Origin of the sequence: Listeria grayi DSM 20601 (genome assembly GCF_000148995.1) — a bacterium.
In the GTDB taxonomy this organism is placed as follows: domain Bacteria; phylum Bacillota; class Bacilli; order Lactobacillales; family Listeriaceae; genus Listeria; species Listeria grayi.
This window is the reverse complement of sequence record NZ_GL538352.1, coordinates 424,977-445,319: the sequence shown is the minus strand read 5'-3', so window position 1 is coordinate 445,319 and position 20,343 is coordinate 424,977. Positions and strand designations below refer to the sequence as shown.

The following is a 20,343-nucleotide window of genomic DNA, read 5'->3' as shown; positions in this document are numbered from 1 at the left end:
TTTCATCTATTCATATTCAAATCCAAGTCATTTCAGCCAGACTTTTTTCATTATGTAAATAGCGGCTTCACCCCCGAAAGTTAGTATACCTTTTTTCAGAAAAGAAGTCTATAACTTATATAGAGGAATTTGCAGTTTCCCCACTTATAACAAAAGCGCATGGAGGCAATGAGATTGTCTTACATGCGCTTTTTATTTTTATTTGATTGCTTTTTTGTTGATCCAGCCTAGTAGTTTATTGCCATATTTGATTTGCACCCATGTTGATCTGCTTGTTTTTGCTTCGCGGATCACGGTGACTTTTTTGTTGGCATACTTTTTCGCATTGTTCATTTTTTTCGTATTCAATGCTGTTCCGTAGATTTTATTATAGAAATAATACTTACTCGTATTCACTACTTTCCCTGTACGGTTGACTTTTTTATTGTAGATCAATTTGTCATAGGTTTGAAAACCTGCTTTATTTGCCCAGCCGATGACTTTATTGCCTACTTTGAACTGATACCAAACAGTAGTTTTCCCTTTAGCTTCGCGAATGATCTTGATATTTTTATTGTTATATGCACTCAGCTTGCCTAAATCTTTTGCCTTGCCAGTTGTTTTATAGACATCGGAGTAGATCCGGTCTTGACTTCTAGCTTTGACACCGCCATCTTTAGAAACCGTTTTATTGTATGCGACCGGTTCGTAATAAGCAAGATGTGCTTTGCTTACCCAGCCAAGTGTTTTGCTGCCGCTTTTGATCTGCGACCATGTACCTGATTTGGTTATTGCTTCGCTGACCACTTGTACTTCTTTCCCATTATAGCTCGACAGATTGGCTGCTTTTTTTGCTTGACTAGTCGTATTGTAAACTTGTGTGTAGACACTGTCATTTTTCTGCGCTTTGACTTTGGCATTCACTTTAAGCGTTTTTTTGCTTGTGATCTTGTCCAGATAAGTCAAGCTGCCTTTCGAGATCCATCCAAGCGTTTTGCTTCCTTCTTGGATCTGCGCCCAGTTGCCGCGTTTCGTCGTTGCTTCTCGAATGATTTTCAGATCACGATTACTATATTTCTTCGCTTCTGCAACAGATGCTGTATTCGCTGTCGTACCATAAATCTGGTTATAAATACTTACATTCACACCCGGTTTGATCATTCCCAAGCTAGAAACCGCTTTGTTGGAAGTGACAGCGTCAAAATATGTCAACGCTTTTTTGTCGACCCAGCCGAGCACTTTGCCGCTCTTCTTCACTTCAGCCCAGGTTCCACGCTTTGTAACGGCTTCTTTAGAAACTTGCAATTCATTTTTGACATACGTATCAGATTTAGCGACTTGTTTGACGCCGCTTGCTGTACCGTAGATCTTATTGTAGATCGGATATCCTTTTTTAGACTGTGCGTTGACTTGGACGTTTTTTTGTGAAGTGATCGGATCATATATCGTCCCGGCATTTTTATTCACCCAGCCTAAAATACGACTGCCATATTTGACTTGAAGCCAAGTAGCGCGATCTGTTTTAGCTTCCCGAACGACTTGGACTTCTTTATTTGCATAATTTCCGGCATTTTCCAGTTTTTTGACTTTTGGATTCGTATGGTAGATATCGGAATAGAAATAATAAGTCTTACTATTTAATATCGTTCGCTTATAATTTACTGCTTTATTATATAAAATTGTGTCGTATTTGTCGTACTTTGTCAGTCCATATTTTTCAATAATGCTGTCGAGCTTCTTATTATAGTCCGGATCGGTCGCATAACGACCTGTCAACCATTTCGTAGAATCTTTATAGGATTTCGTGTTTTCGTACCAAGTTCCCTTATAGTAGTTGTGATCCCAGGATACACCATTTCTCAGCTTGCTGGCATTATCTTCCATTGATTCGTAAAAGCTTGGATATTTCCGAAACTCGGCTTTGATCGTGATCCATTTTCCATTGGAGAATTCTCTGGTTTCCACGATTACAGACTGACCTTTGTATTTCCCTTTCACACCAAAAAAGTTGTTCGCTTTTTTGGAAAGGCCACTCTCTCCCCATGCACTTTCTAACGCGGATTGAGCCATCATAACAGAAGCATATACATTATATTTTTGAGAAAGTTTTTGTGCATATCCGGAGATAGACGCGAAAAACTTTTCTTGTTTCGATTGTACGGGTGCTGCAAAGGTTGCTACTCTTGCTTGTGCTGCCCTATTGGATTGAATTGATTGATCTTGTTCCATCATGTCCATTGCCGCTTGACGATTTTCCTCTAATGAAAAAACTGTACCTTCTTTCACATGTTGGATAGCATCTTCACTGCTGTCGGCTGCAAATACAGATTGAAAAGGCGCAATCGTAAGTCCTAAGCTTAGACAAGTAACGATAACGGTATTGACAAGATTTTTTTTCATTAACCAAACTCCTTTTTTATAGCATCTACTTGTGATTCTATCATTGTGAAACCAACATAGCAACATTATTTAAAAAAACGGGGCTAAGGAATCATGAAAATAAGTCAAAAAATTGACAAAACAAAAAAATAAACCATCCGTTCATAGGGATGGTTTATTCGGCAGACCGAAATCATTCCGGAGCATCACTCAATGTCCAAGTCAATACGCTTGTATAATCTCCAGCTTTATTTCCCGATGGGACCGTTAACTGAACGGTATTATCGTTACCTGTTTTAAATTTCCCTTTCCATGTGCCCATCCCAGCATCTTTTGCTGCTTTCATGATTATTTTCCCATCTGTTTCACTTGTTCCATATGCCTGTGACTGAACAGTGGGTGCAGCTGAAGGATTGTTCCCATCAGTTGCTTGTGCGTTTATACTCCCGATCGTCAGAGTTGTCCCCGCTAACTGTGTTCCCTTTTCTTCGTTTTTAAATGGAGTTGCTGCTAGTTTTAGAGTCCAACCCTCACCTGTCCCGCGTTTGTCACTCACTTGTACAAAGGGGTTACTGTTGGTATCCATAGCCGTAACTGTCGTGGAACCAATCGTTACATCGCCAAATAAGAAATTCGGAACATAGTCTATACTTAGTGGGCCGTTGCTGCCCGTTTCTTTTCCGTCCTCAGGTGTGATCGTTTCATTCGGATCTACAGGGGTTGGCGCTGTATCGTCACCGACCAAATGGATAGTTCCTGCTGAATTAGTGCTCGTTGTTTCAGCTAATGGTTGTGCCCCGAAGCCTACTAATAAACTTGTTGCTAGTGTCGTACCAATAATGATTTTTTTTAACATTGAAATTCTCCTTCGCTTTATGATTATGGTGCATCTATTATTCCCCACTGAATCGTAGAATGATAATGGCCTTTATACATCCAGGAAGCTGGTTTGATATAAAATCCTGCTTCTCCAGATTGGTCAACCTCAACTTCCTCTCTTCCAGTTGTTTCGGCTGTCAAAATGTCAGCGCCATGCTTATCAATTATGACCTCACCTCCTTTAGGTTTCTTGTAAGTGAGAAAGCTGTCGACCGCTTCTTTCCCATTTTCATTCGTGAAATTCTTCCCATCTTCATTCGCCAGCCGGGCATGTAGCCGCCAGTTGCCGTTAATACCTCTTGTATCGGTGATACAGATCTTGCCGATCGTATCTATTTTGAAAGATTCCTTTTCTTCACTTTCCTCGATCGTGACAAAAAAATCAGTTGGCGTTTGAGTGAATTGAATCGTTCCAGCAAGGTTTACTTCCACTGCTCTCGTTTCCGAACGGTTGCCTGCTTCATCTTCCCCATAGATCGTGATGCGATGTTTCCCTGTTGAGAGATCTGCCGTTGGGACCTGAAAAGCAAATGAACCCGATTGAGCGCCTATTTTAAGTGATTCTTCTTCATCCAACTGATAAAAGAAAGTTACCGTATCACTATCTGGATCTTGCCAATCCACTGAAAAATCCATCGTTTCACCGATAAGATAGTCCTGTTTTCCTCCCGTGGCAGTGAAATCGGTAATCTTAGGAACCCCTTGCTTCAGGACTTTTGCACTTATTTCTGCAGTTGTATTCTTCGCCGTCATCAACTTAGCAGTAAAATCATTTTCTCCATATTTCAGTGCGTTGACGTCGATCGTTTTGTTCCATTCTCCTGCTAATATAGTTTCTCCTGCCTTTTCCTCCCCGATTTGCTGATTATTGAGATAGTACATCAGTGTGGATTCTGCAAGATTTTCATTGGTCCATTTCCCAGAAAGGGTGAATTCTTTTTCTGTATCTAAAACGACCTGCTTATAATCCGCTAGCTCGATGGTTGGAGCCACTAGTTTTTCGAGGTGAAGTGAAAATTCATCCAGATCAAAAATACCGTTTGCTCCGTTATACCTTCCAGTCCAGCTGAGCGTATCCTCGGTAAAATCGGATTTGACTTTACCAGTATAGGCAACGATAAAATTTTCGAAACCCGGATCTTTCCCTAAATCTGGAAGTTTATCAGCTGGAATAATCAATTTTCCATCTTGGATAAATGCTGGATCCAGTTTTATTACTTCATTCTTTTGATCATTGCTATGTGTTACTAACATAAGCGAGTCTTGATCGATCACAAAGTCAGACGGCAGCGAAATCGTCATGTCAATATCTTCCCAATTCTGCTTCCCATTCTTGTAGGTTGCAATATGGCGGACACCTAATGAATCCCCGCCATAAACACTATCGCCGAGCTTTAATTCTTGATGAGTATCTAAATTGGTGATTTTGGTATCCAAATCGATATTTATTAGACCGGGCACTGTTTCAAAAACTACTTGTTGCAGCGTGGCGTATGTTCCGGTCGCGCCTGTAAAGCCCCAATATACTTTTGTGTTTTTACTTAACACATTCGTAAACAGATCTTCGTAGGGAATTTCGACCGTAGTTGTTTGATCGATCGTATATGTCAGTTTTTTTCAGCAGCTTGCCAATTTATTTCTAATTTCACCCATTTACCAACAGTAAGCAACTGATCAATGGTTTGATGATGCTCAACGGCTCGCTGTGTGTTTAACCAAGCGGACCAGTTTTCATAAGCATTCGCGTCTCCTGGCCATAGATAAGCAATATGTTGGTTATAAAAATCATTTGAGATCCCTCGGTCAAACCAACCATCAAAGTCTGCTTTATTGCCAAATAAATCAAATTCGATTGCTAAACTGTTTGGAATCCCAACCGTTTTATCATCCCGCTGCTTACCCAAATAGCCCAGTGATTCAGCGCCGTTAGTAAACCAGACTGGTTCAGCCGTAACAGCTTGCAGAAGGAAGGCCATACCGTCACCACTTTTGTCACGTCCATCCTCAAAGTTAAGGTAGGTAGATAAATAAAAATCCTCTGAAAAATCCAAAACGTTCTTATCTGTACTCCAAATCGAGCCGATCTGGTTACCTTTACTTGGCGTGATCGTCACTACCCCCATCTGAACTGACGGAAGAACTGGATGCACCTTTCGTTTCAAAAATGCCAGTTAGATTTTCGATATGCTTCGGTGTCGGCTCGACCGCCGCCTCGACAGAGCGATCCATAACGAACGGACTGCCTAGTATCCATACAAGAATCCCTAGCAACATGAACTTTTTCATTTTTTTCTCCTCCGCCAATAAAGCCAGCCGATGAAGAAAGAGACCGCAAGTAAAACAATAATTATTGTTCCAAATATATATAACATCCAATTGCCGCCATTTTCGAGTGGTAGCTGACTGCCGATCGCGCGCTTATCCTTCCCTGTTATGGTAAAGGTGGTTGCCAACTGCCATGTTTTCTTTCCCTGCTGAATTTGGATTTCATACTTGTACTTGCCAGCCGGAAGTTCACTTTCTCTCAGATTGACCGGAAACATAAACGTTGAATTTGGTGCCATAGAAAAGGAACGTTCCTCCAAGCGATGGACGACTTTATTCTTTTTTTGATAAATGATGCGCCCAGATAAACGATAATCCGATACGATAGAAGCTGTCGTATTGATCAAATGCCCGCCTATAGCAAAGCGGTCATTCCACTTCAGCAATTCTGCTTTGGCAAACTTAAAATCCGGTGGTGTCGTCTTATCTTGTCTGATTTTAAGCCCGATGTTATAGGCATATTTATTTTTGATTTGAATGCCGTCCTGAACGCTTTCTGATTCGTTCGGCTTCACTTCTTCAATCGTAAATCCGCCCAGTAAAACACCTTGAAATCTATTTTTCGGAATCTTCATCGTAAACGATACTTGCTTTGTTTGCTGTTTATCCAATGTGACAAGTTGCGGTTTGCTTAATAATTTTTCCACAGAATACGGAAGCGCCGTAGTCAATTGGTTTTGTTTGTTTCCGCTATAATCGATATGCCCTTGACTGGAAGTGCGGGCAGTTTTAGGAGTAATTTTTATTTTGAGCGGTTTTGTACTATTGTTTATAACTTTTAAAGTTAGATTTTGTTGTTGTCCTGGTTTTACTTTAATATCAAAATAAGTACTAGACGAGTTGAGTTGATTTTCAGGTAATACTGCTTGTACGGAGTAAGGCATGCCTTCTTTTTCTACTGCCTTGACATCGAATGATGAGAAAAGCAAAACAGGAAAGACTACTATACTAAGAAATAACCATTTAAATTTCACTTTCGTCCTCCTCTTACTTAATATACTTTACAGCATAATCATAACAAACCTATTTTTTTCGCCAATACATTTCATGCTATATTTCATGCATTTAATGTTTTAAAAAGTAGATTTTTTAATAACTGCCTTCTATTAGTGTGATAAAATACTTTTATAAGAGGTAGTGAATAATGGCTAATGTATATGTAATAGAAGATAATTTCGTACATCGTGATTTTCTTGTTTCTGAGATCCGAGCATTTGCAGCATTATATGGCGTCCATTTTTTGGCAACAGCAGTGAACGATATTCCCGCTTTCTATAACCAACTGGATGAAAACAAGATCTTGGATAATGATATTTTCTTTTTGGATATCGATTTGAATACCTTTATTAATGGGATCGATATTGCCCAAAAAATTCGTGAACAAAATAAGCGGAGCCTGCTGATTTTTATTACTGCCGATGCCTCTAAGGCAATCGAAGCGATCAACTATCATGTGAAACCCTTTGCCTATATGCTGAAAGAAAATAATCATTAAGAAAAAGTTTCAGCAGAACTAGAAAATACATTGAAACGCTTGAGCAGTCGACTCTCTGAACGAGAGCTGAAGCATGATCACGTTTCTTTTTCTTCCGGCAGCGCTATCACGACATTTATGGCAGCTGAAATAAACTATATCCAGGCAATGACTGGTCACCGCAATCATGTGATCGTCAAAACAATCAATGCCGAGCATATTATCAGTATGAATCTTACTCAAGTAAAGAAGGCTGTTCCCTCGAAATATTTTTTTACCGGCTTAAAGTCCTATGTGATCAACCTTCAAAACATCAGCGGTCTATTCCCTCAGCGGAAAGCCATTCTTTTTAAGAATCAAGACACTTTATCTGCTGATCCACGGACAATCAAAAAAATCCAAGTCTATCAATCCGAGATGGGGATGATTCAGTGAGCCTGCTCTTATTTTATTATTCTTTTAGCGTGCATTTGATTTTCTCGCTATTTTTCTTATTGCAAGGAGTTGCTTTTTCTAAGCGTCATGCTTTTATCACGGCTGCTTTACTGATCGCCGCTAATTTCAGCTGCTTATTTTTGGATCGTTTTCAAACCATTGCGCTTGTGATCGCATTCTATATTGTCGCTTTTATTCAGAAGAAGAGTGTTTTACTCTCTGTTTTTTCGTTTACGCTTAGTTGGGTTACCATTGGATCCATTTGGGTCTTATTTTTTGACATCCCTTATTATGTATTCGGAATTGATTTTGCTTCTTGGTCACTTCTGATGACAATTGTCTATCTACTGATTGAACTCACTTGTTTGACTTTCCTTTTCCATTTTATCCGCAAGCAGTATAAAAAATATGATTATATGACGATTCCATGGTTTACGAATAAGATTTATACGCTGTTAAGTGCTTTTTATTTATTTATATTTATCCTGCTTTATTTTTTCACTCATGTCATTCATGAAAACTTTATTACTTTATATGTATACAGCGTATTAGTAATGTTACTCTATATGTGCTTGGGACTGACTATATTTTTACTATTTCTCTATATTGAATGGCAAAAGCAGCAGATTGCTATCCATACGAAACAATTGCAGGAAGAACAGCTTATTTTTGAAATTAATCATGAATTCTCGCATGACTTTAAAGGAATGATGCTAGTTGCTTCGAGTTATTTGCGAAAAAAAGATTACCAAGCCGCTCTCGAATATTTGGATGAAATTACCAATTATTATAATGAAGAAATCGGCCAAAATGAATATGATGAGATCAACAATCTTTCGATTCCTGCTTTACAAGGGTTATTATTAGCCAAAGTAAATCAGTCCAAGCAGGAGCAGATCCCCTTCCAAATCCATATTCCGACAAAAGTAACCATGCTTCCTATCCCAACGATCGATATGATCCGCTTGCTTCAGATTTTTTTGGATAATGCTTTTGAAGCAGCTTCATTCGCAGAAAAACCTACCGTTTTATTTCGATGCTTCATGGAAGAAGAACAGATCCATATTAGTATTAAAAACAATCGTGATGCAGGAGAAAGCTCTTCACTTGTTAAGTGGATGGAACGGAAATATACAAGTAAAGCCGGTCATAAAGGGTTGGGGCTGACGATCGCAAATAAAATCGTGGCTCGTTACGAGAATCTGGATACAGCATTCCGACTGGAAGAAACAACTTTTACGGCAGATATCTATTTACAACTACTAAAAAAATAAAAAACTTGCCAGATGGCAAGTTTTTTTATTTGGCATATATAGCTTGATAGATTTCTTCTACACCATCAATCAAACGTGGCCCTGGACGACTCAATTCATCCGCATCCAAGGAGTAGATCCTGCCGTCTTTGACAGCGCGGATATTTTTCCAAGCCTTGCGTTTGGCAATTTCTTGCTTGGCATTTGGATAAGTCGTAATGATCACATCAGGATCTGCTTTTATGACCTGTTCTTCATTATATTTAGGGTATCCTTTTTTGGTAACGATATTTTTACCACCAGCCAAATCCAACATTTCGTTCATGAAGGTGTTATCCCCTGCTGTGTATAGATCATTGCTGATTTCGATCCAGACGGTTGGCTGCTTTTTCTGCTTTGCCGCCTTTGTTTGTAAGCTCGCTTTTTGTTTTTCCATCCTTTGTACAACTGCTTTTGCTTTGTCTGTCGTACCTGTCAATTGTCCGATTTGCTCAATTGTTTTCTCTGCGCTTTGCAGAGTTTGTGCATCTTTTACAACAAATAACGGGATCTTCGCCTCTTCCAATTGTTTATACGCATCTTTTTGAAAGTTCAAGCTAGACTCGTGACCGAGTACAAGATCTGGCTTCATGGCAATGATTTTTTCTGTATCGACTTCAGTGGAAACGACTTTGATTATTTTTTGCGCAGCTTTAGGATAGTCATCATACGCAGTAACGCCTTTCACTTCTTTTCCAAGACCAAGTGCAAAGAGGATCTCCGTGTTGCTTGGTATCAAAGAAACGATTTTTTTAGGTTTCTGCTTTAGCTGGATTTTGTTCCCTTCTGCATCTACCACCTTATGGAAGCTAGGGGTTTGAGCCTTTTCGGTCGTGCTAGACATGCCGCAGGAAGCAAGTATTCCGGCAAGTAATAAGATAGGTAAGCTTTTCAACAATTTCATTTTCTAACTCCTTAAAAATCGCAGGCAGTCTGCATAGGACTGCCTGCGATAGCCTTTTTCTTTAAACGCGATTTACTTCCATTAGTAGGTCACCGGAATCAATGGTGTCGCCATCCGTTACGTAGATCGTTCCTACTTCGCCATCAAATGGCGCTTGGATAGTTGTTTCCATTTTCATTGCTTCAGTGATCAACAATGGATCGCCTTTCTTCACACGCTCGCCTTTTTGACGAACGACTTGGATCACAGAACCGGTCATGGTAGCACCGATATGTTCCGGATTGTTGGTATCGATCTTGCGTCTGGAAATGACTGTCGATTGAACGTTGAAATCTTGGATATTGATCTCACGCGGCTGACCGTTTAGTTCAAAATAAACCACGCGTGTTCCGTCAGCAATTGGTTCACCGATCGAATTCAGTTTGATCATCAAGATCTTCCCTTTTTCAAGTTCGACTTGAATCGTCTCACCTAAACGCATTCCTTTAAAGAATGTCGGTGTATCGAGAACTGTTACATCTCCATACGTATCGATCATTTTGCGGTATTCTAGGAAGACTTTCGGATAAAGAATGTACGAAAGCACTTCTTTTTCACTTGGTTCATAACCGATTTTTTCTTGTAATTCTGTCTTCACTTCTGCAAAGTTGACAGGTTCCATCAATGCACCTGGGCGTTCTGTCAGTGGTTTTTTACCTTTCAAAATCAGTTTTTGCAGTTTTTCAGGGAAGCCACCATAAGGTTGACCGATCTCGCCCATGAAGAACTCGATAACAGAATCCGGGAAGTCGATCGTATCGCCCTTTTCGTAGACATCTTCTTCTGTCAATTCATTTTGAACCATGAAGAGAGCCATATCGCCGACTACTTTCGAGGAAGGCGTTACTTTTACGATGTCACCAAACATTCGATTCACTTCTGAATACATGCTCTTTACATCGTCCCAGCGTTCGCCTAGTCCGACAGCAATTGCTTGTTGATGCAAGTTCGTATATTGACCGCCCGGCATTTCATGGATGTATACTTCTGTTTGCGGTGAATTAAGCGAGTTATCGAAGTCCTTGTAATACTTGCGGACATCTTCCCAATAATGGTTGATCGTTTGGGAATTTTGCGCGTTTAAATTCGTTTGACGGTTCCCATTTACTAGACCGTAGTAAAGTCCTGTCATACTTGGTTGTGAAGTCGCTCCGCTCATCGCGCTGGAAGCAACATCGACGATATCCACACCGGCACTGACTGCCGCCGCATACGTATAAATACCGTTACCGCTCGTGTCATGCGTATGCAGATGGATCGGGATGTCGATCGTTTCTTTCAGTTCACTGACTAGACGATACGCAGCTTGTGGTTTTAGTAGCCCTGCCATATCTTTGATTCCTAAAATGTGCGTACCTTGTGCCACTAACTCTTTCGCCATATCTTTATAATAATCAATGGTAAATTTCGTTCTGGTCTCATCATCGATATCTCCTGTATAACAAATAGCTGCTTCTACAACTTTACCTGCTTCTCTTACGGATTGGATAGATACTTCCATTCCTTTCAGCCAGTTCAAGCTATCGAAAATACGGAAAACATCGACACCGGATTTAGCAGATTGCTTGATAAATTCTTGAATGACATTGTCTGGATAGTTTTTATAGCCGACTGCATTTGCACCGCGAAGTAACATTTGGAACATGACATTCGGGATTTTTTTACGCAATGTTTCTAAACGCACCCATGGATCTTCATTCAAGAAACGATAGGCAACGTCGAAAGTCGCACCGCCCCACATTTCAAACGAGAACATATTCGGTAGCATATGCGCCATTGCATCCGCGATCCGGAAAATATCTTTAGAACGAACACGCGTTGCAAGCAACGATTGATGGGCATCTCGCAGCGTCGTATCTGTAAGCAATACTTCCTCATGCGATTTGATCCAGTCTACGATCCCTTCCGGACCTTTCGCATCCAAGATTTGTTTCGTACCTGGCTCGATCTTGGAATCATAGGCGATCTTCGGCACGCGCGGTGTCGTATAGACCGCTTTATCTTCCTGCTTGATACCTGGGAAACCGTTGACGGTGACAGTTCCGATGTAGCGGAGTGTTTTCGTCCCACGGTCGCGGATATGCGGGAAGTCGAATAATTCCGGCGTACTATCGATAAAGGATGTATTGTATTTGCTGGAAATAAAGTCAGGATGTCTTACTACATTCAATAAGAACGGAATATTGGTTTTCACGCCGCGGATCCGGAATTCTACCAAGTTACGGCGCATTTTCCGAACGGCTTGTTCAAATGTCATTCCCCACGTACATAATTTTACAAGTAAAGAATCATAAAACGGGGTTACGACTGTTCCTTGGAAACCATTTCCAGCATCCAGACGTACTCCAAAGCCGCCAGTTGAGCGATAAGTATCTACTCGTCCTGTATCCGGCATGAAATTGTTAAGTGGATCTTCAGTAGTTATCCGGCATTGGATAGCGGAACCATTGATACGAAGATCTTTTTGCTCAGGAATCGCCATCACATCACCATGTAACTCTAAGTCATCCGCAATAAAGATCTGCGATTGCACGATGTCCACACCTGTGATCATTTCTGTGATCGTATGTTCTACTTGAACACGTGGATTTACTTCGATAAAGTAAAATTCTTCGCCTTCAACTAGAAATTCGACTGTTCCCGCATTTACGTATTGGACGTTTTCCATCAGTTTAACGGCAGCATTACAGATACGTTCTCGAAGGTCTTCGGTGATTGCTTGACAAGGAGCTACTTCTACTACTTTTTGATGACGGCGCTGAATCGAACAGTCCCGCTCAAACAAGTGGACGATGTTTCCATGTTTATCAGCTAAAATTTGAACTTCGATATGTTTCGGGTTGATCACGCATTTTTCTACATATACTTCATCATTCCCGAACGCTGCTTTTGCTTCTGAGGCAGCACGTTCATAAGAATCTTTCACTTCTGCTTTGGAATTTACGACACGCATGCCGCGTCCGCCGCCGCCAAGAGATGCTTTGATCATTAGCGGATAACCGTTTTTCTCACCAAAAGCTTCTACTTCTTCTACACCGGAGACAGGACCATTACTACCAGGAATAACTGGTATTCCAGCTAATAATGCTTGCTCTTTGGCTTTTATTTTATCCCCAAACATATCTAAATGTTTCGATTTAGGCCCAATGAAAATAATTCCTTCTTGTTCACAACGTTTGGCAAACTCGATATTCTCGGAAAGAAAGCCATATCCAGGATGGATAGCATCGGCATTCGATTCTTTAGCGATCTCAATGATATTATCGATATCCAAATATGCATCGATCGGTTTTTTGCCTTTACCTACTAAGTAAGCTTCATCCGCTTTATAGCGGTGGAATGCAGCCGAATCCTCTTTCGAATAGATTGCAACCGTTTTGATCTTTAACTCTGTACAGGCGCGCATGATGCGGATCGCAATTTCGCTTCGGTTAGCGACTAAAACTTTCTTGATATTATTCATTATTCTCCTCCTAACCAACATTTTGTTCATCGTGATTTGAGTGCACAGTTTTTCCTCTCTATTAAAAGAACTGGTTATTATAAAAACAACCAACTCCCCAAAGGACATATTGTTAAACTCAAAATTTTCAAAAACTTCTTTTTAACTATTTATGACGTAAGTTCTATGAAAGGATATATAACAGTTATTATAGTATTAAAGTATAGGAAATGTAAATTGTTTTCCTCGAAATTATTTAAAAAGTTAAGAAACTGAAGCAAAAGGCTTGAGGAAAACACGTACCAATTACCGGTTCTGTGCTTCTATCAAGCCTTTTCACTATTTTTCAAGAACGGGATATTTCTTTTTATAACGTTCCATCATATTGATATTCACAATCAAACCAAGCAACATCGAGAGCACCATCAGCGAGGAACCACCATAACTGATAAATGGCAACGTTACCCCTGTTATCGGGATCAAGCCGGATGCACCGCCAAGATTAATGAACGACTGGATCGCGAATAATCCCGCTGTCCCATAACATACTAAAGCACCAAACGGGCTAGAAGTGCGTAATCCTGTGAGCGCGATCTTGAAGATCAAGAAGAACAGACCGCCGATCACGAACATTACCCCTAAGATACCTAATTCTTCCGCGATCACGGCGATAATAAAATCGGTATGTGCTTCGGGAAGGTAGCCCAGCTTCTGAACACTTTGTCCCAAACCTTGACCAAAGCCGCCGCCAGAACCAATCGCATAGAGAGAATTGACTAACTGATGTCCCGTTTTCCCAATATCATGGAATGGGTTTTGGAAGCCAGTCAAGCGACCGATCCGTGTAGGAGAAATAATTTTTTCACGAATCTGCTCCGGCATGATCAGCACAAGTAGCGTAAACCCTGCGATCAACCCCGCAGCGATCCCAATCAGCTTCGAGATCGTCTTGAGCCGCATTCCGGATGCGATGATGATGCAGCAGCCTGTGAAGAAAATAATGAACGTTGTCCCTAGGTCAGGCTGAATAATGATCAGGAAACAGATAAACGCCAAGAAAATAATGGGCGGTAAAACGCCTCTGTTAAAATCATCGATATAGTTTTGCTTCCGAGCATAGATCGCCGACATATAAATTATCACGACTACTTTTGCAAACTCTGCTGGCTGCAAGGAAGCTGTTCCGATGCGAAACCAACTGTTGGCATTATTTGACGTATGTCCCAGTACGAAAATCATGCAAAGCAGTGCGATCATCCCTACCACCATCGGTACAAGAAACTTGTTGCGCTGGAACAGTTTATAGGGAACGATTGCAAAGACAATAAAGATAATAAAACTGAGTATCAAATTTTTTAATTGTCGCGTGTAAAAATAATCTGCGACTAGATCATTCCGAAAAGCTAAAGACCAACTCGCACTATAGACCATAATCAAACCAAATAAACATAACAGGATATATGTAATAATGATACTATAATCATAGGATTTCATAATTCTTTTGAACATACACATCTTCCAATCTTAGAAAAATTGCTTCTCTTTCATTATATAGGATGTCAGACAAGAAAAGAACCTCAAGCACTCAATTTTTAAAAATAATAAAACTTTTGTTTGCATAAAAAAAACCGCTGAAGCGATCAGCAGTTTTTATCCATTTATTTTCGGTTCATTGCCAGTTCATGCAATGCGGAAAGCTCTTTTTCTAAAGTAGCTAATAATTTTTTACCTTCTTCTGGGTCCACTAATCCAAGTCTTACCGCGAAATTGATTTCCTTCGACAGCCCATACATTTGGGTATCCAGAACTTCTTCATAAGCAGGACATTGTGGTAATGTTAAATTATCCATCTGCACTTTGATCAGCTGCAGGATTCTTTTTGCATCTTGTTTCAAAATATCAATGGCCTCTGCTCGATGATTGACTGCTTTTTTTGTTGCCATACTGCTACCCCCATTCACATAACCTTCTAAATATCATCAACTCTATGTCAAGAGTAAAAATCTTTTTCATCTTTCAGTATAGCATAAAAATGATATTACGCAATAGTTCACGTAAGGAAAAGCTTAAATTGACTGAATTTTTATTCTTTATCTTTCCCTTATAAAGATGGTATAATACTCTCATGAGGTGAAAAATTATGAAAGTAACTTGTATCTTATGCGATCAAACGCATGAAATCGACTCGCGTACGTTTAAAGCAAAACGGCTTCGCAATAAACCTATCAAGATGTATTTGTGTGAAGAATGCGACCACCGCATCGCTGTAAATACAGTCCATCGTATAAATTCCGGGAATTTTGATTTCCATAAACCTTATAAAAAACCGTTTATCGATTTTCACCCGCAGAAGTGATGTGTCTGTCAAAGCAAAGCCACATACTCGAGTAATTGGATCTATACAAATAGAAATGCCCCGTCGTGTACGGGGCATTTTTTTAATGGATATTATAAGGTACAACGATGTCATCATCTTTATCTTTCAATGTGTTGTCGAAATCATCAGGGTTCAGTACTCCGATTTTCGTATTATTTTTGATCGAATCATAAGTAGCTTCATCCATTGTGAATGTCACAAGTCCGCGAGCAGTCTTATGCGGTGCGAATACAAATGGATCTTTTTTGCTTCCTACCAATTTGTAAGCATCCGGTACAAAATTATCTAAGCTGCCTCCAACCGATTTGGAAGCATTCATCAAGCTGATCTCGTTCGCTTTGTAGATAACATCTTTATTACTGCGGTTTTGGATCGATACATCGAGTGTTACGACATAACCGTTTTTACCATTCAAGTAGCTTTGCGGATCACTAGCCGGTGCTTTTTTCGTTGGTGCTGTCAGTTTTTCTGCTTTCACTTGGTTGATCGTGATCGTTAAATTACGGAATATCTTGACGAAGCTAGCGTCGCTGTTGACATAGATATTAGTAACATTTCCACCGAGGATCGGTGCTACGTTCGAAACTTTAAATCCTTCTGGAGACAATGAAAATGCTCCTTTTGTTGTTTTTGAAGAATCTTTTGGTGTGGCTGGCTTTTTAGCTGGCGTTTCTTTTGTAGGGTCTTCTTTCTTGGTAGTAGGGGTTTTCGTCCCTGTTGTCGTAGATTGATCCGATTTGTTATCTTTATCAGAAGTTTCTTTTTTTGTTGTGGTTTGTTTGTCGGAATCTGCTTTTTTCTCGGTGTTTTTCTTTTCTTTTACTGCCTGACTCGTTGTCGTTTTGGCAGTTTCTTTTTTATCCCCATTATTTTCACTTTTGTCCGTATTTCCACATGCCGCTAACATGGCAATAATAATCAACGTACTTGCAAGTGTTATCGCTTTTTTCATTGTATTCCCACCTTTCTCTTAATCTTAATATAGCAGATTTAACCTAAGATTACAATATTATGTCAGTTATGTGTTTAATTCTTTACATTTTCTTTAGTGTTTTTAAAAAAAGAGTCCTGTAAACTAGCTACAGGACTCTTTGATTTCCAATGATTAATCGTTTGTTTTAGAGCGTTTTGCTGCTTTTTCACGTTCATTTTTGTTAAGGATCTTCTTACGCAGACGAATGCTTTCTGGTGTAACTTCACAATACTCATCGTCATTCAAGAATTCCAAAGATTCTTCTAATGTCAAGATACGTGGTTTTTTGATAACGTTTGTTTGATCTTTATTCGCAGAACGAACGTTAGTCATTTGTTTAGCTCGAACAACGTTGACAGCGATATCCCCTTCGCGGTTGTTTTCGCCGACGATCATACCTTCATAAATATCAGTACCCGGTTCTACAAAGATCGTTCCGCGGTCTTCCACTTGCATGATACCGTAAGTCGTTGTTTTACCAGTTTCCATGGAAACAAGTACACCACGACTACGTCCGCCGACACGGCCTTTTTGGATAGGTTGGTAGCTGTCAAATGTATGGTTGATGATTCCGTATCCACGTGTTAAGGAAAGGAATTCTGTTGTATAACCAATCAAGCCACGAGAAGGAACATGGAAAATCAAGCGGATCTGTCCAGAACCATCGTTGATCATGTCTTGCATTTCCCCCTTACGTGAGTTAAGGGATTCCATTACGCCACCCATATATTCTTCTGGGATATCGACTTGCACGCGTTCAACCGGTTCACATTTCACACCATCGATTTCGCGAATGATTACTTCTGGTTTCGAAACTTGCAGTTCGTAACCTTCACGACGCATGTTTTCGATCAAGATCGATAAATGCAACTCGCCACGTCCGGAAACTGTCCAAGCATCAGGAGAATCTGTTGGGTCGATACGTAAACTTACGTCTGTTTGCAATTCTGCAAGTAAGCGTTCTTCGATTTTACGGGAAGTAACATGTTTCCCTTCGCGACCTGCGAAAGGACTGTTATTCGTTACGAAAGTCATTTGCAGTGTTGGTTCGTCGATGCGAAGTACCGGTAAAGCGTCTTGGTGATCAGCCGGTGTTACGGTTTCACCGACGAAAATGTCTTCCATACCGGAAACAGCTACTAGATCCCCTGCTTTTGCTTCTTGGATCTCCACACGTTTCAATCCTAAGAAACCGAACATTTTTGTAACACGGAAATTTTTGACGGTCCCGTCTAATTTGATCAGAGATACCGATTGACCAACTGCCATCGTCCCACGGAAGATACGACCGATACCGATACGACCAACATAGTCGTTATAATCAAGTAAGGATACTTGGAATTGAAGTGGTTCATCGCTATTGTCCACTGGTGCTGGAACGTGATTGATGATTAGATCGAAAATCGGTTCCATTGTTTTTTGTTGATCCTTAGGGTCAGCGCTCAAAGAGCTTGTTCCATTTACAGCAGCAGCATAAACAACTGGGAATTCCAATTGCTCGTCATCTGCACCTAATTCGATAAATAATTCTAAAATCTCATCTACGACTTCCTCTGGACGAGCAGAAGGACGGTCGATCTTATTGACAACTACTAACGGACGCAAGTGTTGTTCCAATGCTTTTTTCAGTACAAAACGTGTTTGCGGCATTGTTCCTTCATAAGCATCTACTACTAATACAACACCGTCAACCATTTTCATGATACGTTCTACTTCGCCACCGAAATCGGCGTGTCCAGGTGTATCTAAGATATTGATGTGTGTACCTTTGTAGTTGATAGCAGTATTTTTTGCTAAAATCGTGATTCCGCGTTCTTTTTCAATGGCGTTGCTGTCCATTGCGCGTTCTTCTACTTGTTCATGATCACTGAATGTACCGGATTGACTTAGTAACTCATCTACTAAGGTAGTTTTACCATGGTCAACGTGGGCAATAATTGCAACATTACGAATATCTTCTCTTAAATTCACTTTCTAAATTCCTCCTAAAGAACTTTCATATTCCTGTCATTTTGATATATCCAAATAAAGAGGAAAATGTCATGATTTTCCTCTGCTTAACATAGTGTTTTAATCAACTTACCTATTATATCATATTGCTTTTGTTTTGGCACTGTTTTTTGAAAATAAATCAAGAAAGATAGTTTTGGACTAGCTCTTCATGTATTTTCGGACTGGCTACTACGATCGTTCCGCCTGTCAGCATATCGATTTCCGTTCCATCCATCCGGGTAACGATCGCTCCGATCTCACCGGCGATGATCTTCCCTGCAGCAATGTCCCATGGCTGCAGCGTCCGGGACACATAAGCGCCTGCTCTTCCTGTCGCAACGGACATGAATTCCAGTGTGGCCGCTCCTTGGAGACGCAGCCCCCGCGAACGGCTGATCGCTTTGCGAAGTTCTGGATAATGATAAAGCGTGCTTTGATTGATGATCAGCAAAAGATCATCCAATGTTTTGTTTTTGTCCAGTGGCGGGATCTTTTTCCCATTCAAGTAAGCACCTTTTCCGCGCTCGCCTGTATATAATTCTTCACGCTCTACATCATAAATGTAAGCCAGTTCGCCCACTCCATCCACATAGATCGCGATTGAGATTGCAAAGTCGCGTTGCTGCAAAACAAAATTCAGGGTGCCATCGATCGGGTCGATGATCCAAACTACACCTGCTAGGTCTTCTAGTTTCTCGGCGATACCTTCCTCTCCGAAAACACGATGGTCTGGGAAATGCTCCTTGATTTTTTCCACAAAAAAAGTTTCTGTTTCTTTATCCATATTTGTGACCAGATCGTTGCGTCCTGATTTTTGATCGATCTCCAACTCATTTTGAAAGGAATCTTTTATTTTTTGGGCAGCTTCTTTTATCCACTCTACTACGAGTCCTTCGATTAGCGCTTTATTCATTAGTTTCGCTCCTTAATCATTGCTTCGTAATGTTTATTTTATCACAGATCGTTGCTTTTATCTTCTGGTTTGGCTTAAAAGGGATTTCTTTTATAAACAGCGAATGTTTCGTATAATAGAAAATAGTAAATAAGAAAGGAAAGTGGCTAAATGACTTTTAAAGGTTTTACAAATGATGATTTCAAAGCAATGCAGCTCCCTGGACTCGATAATCGCATGGAGGCTATCCGCCAAAATATCCAACCAAAATTTCAAACGCTTGGAGATGAGCTGACTTCTTTTTTAGAGAAAGAATTAGCTGTGCCCATGTATTTGCATATCGCAAAACATGCACGCCGCTCCGTTAATCCGCCTGACAGCACATGGCTGGCGATCGGCCATGATAAACGCGGATATAAGAAACATCCGCATTTCCAAGTAGGTTTATACGATGAATACTTATTTGTCTGGCTTGCATTTATTTATGAAAACGAGGAACGGACATTTATCGCTGATAACTATTTAAAATCAGAAGCTGATTTCTTAGCATTACCAGCTGATTTTTCGATTTCTCCAGATCACACGGAAAGAAAAACTTTCCCATTAGAACAGGCTGCCTTAGAAAAAACACTGCGCCGTTTTCGTGACGTGAAAAAAGGAGAATTCCTGATCGGAAAAATTTATCAGCCGACTGATAAAAAGATCCATTCCGGCTCTGCTTGCACGGAAGAAATCAAGTCCGTCCTTACAAAACTGCTACCTTTTTATAAAGATGCTTTCCAATAAAAATCAAGGCTATACAAATCTGTGAAAAATCGTTATAATTAATTGGTTGTGAGTATTTTCTATATCAAAGGAGATGAAAGAACGTGGAAAAAGCCCAGCATATCATTAATGAACCTGAACCACATCGAAGTAATAAGGCAGGCGATATTTTCACGTTACAAATGGTGGAAAGCCT

At 40.2% G+C, this 20,343-nt stretch carries 18 protein-coding genes; 5 read left to right on the top strand and 13 right to left on the bottom strand.

What is annotated here, in order from left to right:
• Positions 1–198: 198 nt before the first annotated feature.
• From HMPREF0556_RS02380 to HMPREF0556_RS02355, 6 genes are all read right to left on the bottom strand, one after another.
• On the bottom strand, positions 199–2,379 hold the full coding sequence (locus HMPREF0556_RS02380; RefSeq protein ID WP_003755117.1) for a GW domain-containing glycosaminoglycan-binding protein: 2,181 nt from the start codon (positions 2,377–2,379) through the stop codon (positions 199–201).
• A 172-nt stretch (positions 2,380–2,551) separates the two neighbouring features.
• Positions 2,552–3,214 (bottom strand): WxL domain-containing protein, encoded by a 663-nt coding sequence (locus HMPREF0556_RS02375; protein WP_003755115.1) that lies wholly within the window; start codon positions 3,212–3,214, stop codon positions 2,552–2,554.
• 23 nt (positions 3,215–3,237) lie between these two features.
• On the bottom strand, positions 3,238–4,785 hold the full coding sequence (locus HMPREF0556_RS02370; protein WP_003755113.1) for a hypothetical protein: 1,548 nt from the start codon (positions 4,783–4,785) through the stop codon (positions 3,238–3,240).
• A gap of 59 nt (positions 4,786–4,844) precedes the next feature.
• The gene (locus HMPREF0556_RS02365) at positions 4,845–5,351 is read right to left on the bottom strand and encodes an L-type lectin family protein (protein ID WP_040486400.1); all 507 of its coding nucleotides are present in this window, start codon (positions 5,349–5,351) and stop codon (positions 4,845–4,847) included.
• Complete coding sequence (locus HMPREF0556_RS02360) at positions 5,332–5,523, bottom strand: hypothetical protein (RefSeq protein WP_003755108.1); 192 nt, start codon at positions 5,521–5,523, stop codon at positions 5,332–5,334. Before HMPREF0556_RS02360 ends, HMPREF0556_RS02365 begins: the two co-directional genes overlap by 20 nt.
• Complete coding sequence (locus tag HMPREF0556_RS02355) at positions 5,520–6,536, bottom strand: WxLIP family cell surface protein (protein ID WP_003755106.1); 1,017 nt, start codon at positions 6,534–6,536, stop codon at positions 5,520–5,522. The genes HMPREF0556_RS02360 and HMPREF0556_RS02355 overlap by 4 nt, the downstream gene beginning before the upstream one ends.
• A 170-nt stretch (positions 6,537–6,706) precedes the next feature.
• On the opposite strand from HMPREF0556_RS02355, the gene HMPREF0556_RS02350 reads away from it, so the two are divergent.
• From HMPREF0556_RS02350 to HMPREF0556_RS02340, 3 genes are read left to right on the top strand one after another with little or no spacing between them, the layout of a single operon-like run.
• Positions 6,707–7,057, top strand: a complete 351-nt coding sequence (locus tag HMPREF0556_RS02350; protein ID WP_003755104.1) for a response regulator — start codon at positions 6,707–6,709, stop codon at positions 7,055–7,057.
• A gap of 30 nt (positions 7,058–7,087) precedes the next feature.
• Positions 7,088–7,471, top strand: a complete 384-nt coding sequence (locus tag HMPREF0556_RS02345; RefSeq protein ID WP_040486399.1) for a LytTR family transcriptional regulator DNA-binding domain-containing protein — start codon at positions 7,088–7,090, stop codon at positions 7,469–7,471.
• On the top strand, positions 7,468–8,745 hold the full coding sequence (locus tag HMPREF0556_RS02340) for a sensor histidine kinase (protein WP_003755099.1): 1,278 nt from the start codon (positions 7,468–7,470) through the stop codon (positions 8,743–8,745). Before HMPREF0556_RS02345 ends, HMPREF0556_RS02340 begins: the two co-directional genes overlap by 4 nt.
• 25 nt (positions 8,746–8,770) lie before the next feature.
• Here the strand turns inward: HMPREF0556_RS02340 and HMPREF0556_RS02335 are convergent, their stop codons facing one another.
• The 4 genes from HMPREF0556_RS02335 to HMPREF0556_RS02320 all read right to left on the bottom strand — a co-directional run bounded on the left by HMPREF0556_RS02335 (position 8,771) and on the right by HMPREF0556_RS02320 (position 15,091).
• On the bottom strand, positions 8,771–9,667 hold the full coding sequence (locus tag HMPREF0556_RS02335; RefSeq protein ID WP_003755097.1) for an ABC transporter substrate-binding protein: 897 nt from the start codon (positions 9,665–9,667) through the stop codon (positions 8,771–8,773).
• A gap of 61 nt (positions 9,668–9,728) precedes the next feature.
• Positions 9,729–13,169 (bottom strand): pyruvate carboxylase, encoded by a 3,441-nt coding sequence (locus HMPREF0556_RS02330; protein WP_077904774.1) that lies wholly within the window; start codon positions 13,167–13,169, stop codon positions 9,729–9,731.
• A 318-nt stretch (positions 13,170–13,487) separates the two neighbouring features.
• Positions 13,488–14,657: an FtsW/RodA/SpoVE family cell cycle protein gene (locus tag HMPREF0556_RS02325; protein ID WP_003755093.1), complete on the bottom strand. Its 1,170-nt coding sequence runs from the start codon at positions 14,655–14,657 to the stop codon at positions 13,488–13,490.
• A 149-nt stretch (positions 14,658–14,806) separates the two neighbouring features.
• Positions 14,807–15,091 carry an Fpa/YlaN family protein gene (locus HMPREF0556_RS02320; RefSeq protein ID WP_003755091.1) on the bottom strand — a complete coding sequence of 95 codons (285 nt, stop codon included), beginning with the start codon at positions 15,089–15,091 and terminating at the stop codon, positions 14,807–14,809.
• 197 nt (positions 15,092–15,288) lie between these two features.
• Here HMPREF0556_RS02320 and HMPREF0556_RS02315 point away from each other — a divergent pair, with 197 nt between their 5' ends.
• Positions 15,289–15,504 (top strand): YlaI family protein, encoded by a 216-nt coding sequence (locus tag HMPREF0556_RS02315; RefSeq protein WP_003755088.1) that lies wholly within the window; start codon positions 15,289–15,291, stop codon positions 15,502–15,504.
• 82 nt (positions 15,505–15,586) lie between these two features.
• Here HMPREF0556_RS02315 and HMPREF0556_RS02310 read toward each other — a convergent pair whose 3' ends face one another.
• The 3 genes from HMPREF0556_RS02310 to HMPREF0556_RS02300 all read right to left on the bottom strand — a co-directional run bounded on the left by HMPREF0556_RS02310 (position 15,587) and on the right by HMPREF0556_RS02300 (position 19,403).
• Positions 15,587–16,477, bottom strand: a complete 891-nt coding sequence (locus HMPREF0556_RS02310) for a DUF5068 domain-containing protein (protein WP_003755087.1) — start codon at positions 16,475–16,477, stop codon at positions 15,587–15,589.
• A gap of 153 nt (positions 16,478–16,630) precedes the next feature.
• Positions 16,631–18,469, bottom strand: a complete 1,839-nt coding sequence (typA, locus tag HMPREF0556_RS02305; RefSeq protein ID WP_003755085.1) for a translational GTPase TypA — start codon at positions 18,467–18,469, stop codon at positions 16,631–16,633.
• A 160-nt stretch (positions 18,470–18,629) separates the two neighbouring features.
• Positions 18,630–19,403 carry an inositol monophosphatase family protein gene (locus HMPREF0556_RS02300; protein WP_003755083.1) on the bottom strand — a complete coding sequence of 258 codons (774 nt, stop codon included), beginning with the start codon at positions 19,401–19,403 and terminating at the stop codon, positions 18,630–18,632.
• Between the two features lie 150 nt (positions 19,404–19,553).
• On the opposite strand from HMPREF0556_RS02300, the gene HMPREF0556_RS02295 reads away from it, so the two are divergent.
• Entirely contained in the window at positions 19,554–20,168 is a 615-nt protein-coding gene (locus tag HMPREF0556_RS02295) for a YktB family protein (RefSeq protein WP_003755082.1), read from the top strand.
• Positions 20,169–20,343: the final 175 nt, after the last annotated feature.

Excerpts from the sequence above, each read along its gene's own strand:
- HMPREF0556_RS02380 (WP_003755117.1), bottom strand. The coding sequence starts at position 2,379 with ATGAAAAAAAATCTTGTCAATACCGTTATCGTTACTTGTCTAAGCTTA.
- HMPREF0556_RS02295 (WP_003755082.1), top strand. The coding sequence starts at position 19,554 with ATGACTTTTAAAGGTTTTACAAATGATGATTTCAAAGCAATGCAGCTC.
- HMPREF0556_RS02325 (WP_003755093.1), bottom strand. The coding sequence starts at position 14,657 with ATGTTCAAAAGAATTATGAAATCCTATGATTATAGTATCATTATTACA.
- HMPREF0556_RS02310 (WP_003755087.1), bottom strand. The coding sequence starts at position 16,477 with ATGAAAAAAGCGATAACACTTGCAAGTACGTTGATTATTATTGCCATG.
- HMPREF0556_RS02350 (WP_003755104.1), top strand. The coding sequence starts at position 6,707 with ATGGCTAATGTATATGTAATAGAAGATAATTTCGTACATCGTGATTTT.
- HMPREF0556_RS02300 (WP_003755083.1), bottom strand. The coding sequence starts at position 19,403 with ATGAATAAAGCGCTAATCGAAGGACTCGTAGTAGAGTGGATAAAAGAA.
- HMPREF0556_RS02375 (WP_003755115.1), bottom strand. The coding sequence starts at position 3,214 with ATGTTAAAAAAAATCATTATTGGTACGACACTAGCAACAAGTTTATTA.
- HMPREF0556_RS02315 (WP_003755088.1), top strand. The coding sequence starts at position 15,289 with ATGAAAGTAACTTGTATCTTATGCGATCAAACGCATGAAATCGACTCG.
- HMPREF0556_RS02330 (WP_077904774.1), bottom strand. The coding sequence starts at position 13,169 with ATGAATAATATCAAGAAAGTTTTAGTCGCTAACCGAAGCGAAATTGCG.
- HMPREF0556_RS02360 (WP_003755108.1), bottom strand. The coding sequence starts at position 5,523 with ATGAAAAAGTTCATGTTGCTAGGGATTCTTGTATGGATACTAGGCAGT.
- HMPREF0556_RS02320 (WP_003755091.1), bottom strand. The coding sequence starts at position 15,091 with ATGGCAACAAAAAAAGCAGTCAATCATCGAGCAGAGGCCATTGATATT.
- HMPREF0556_RS02335 (WP_003755097.1), bottom strand. The coding sequence starts at position 9,667 with ATGAAATTGTTGAAAAGCTTACCTATCTTATTACTTGCCGGAATACTT.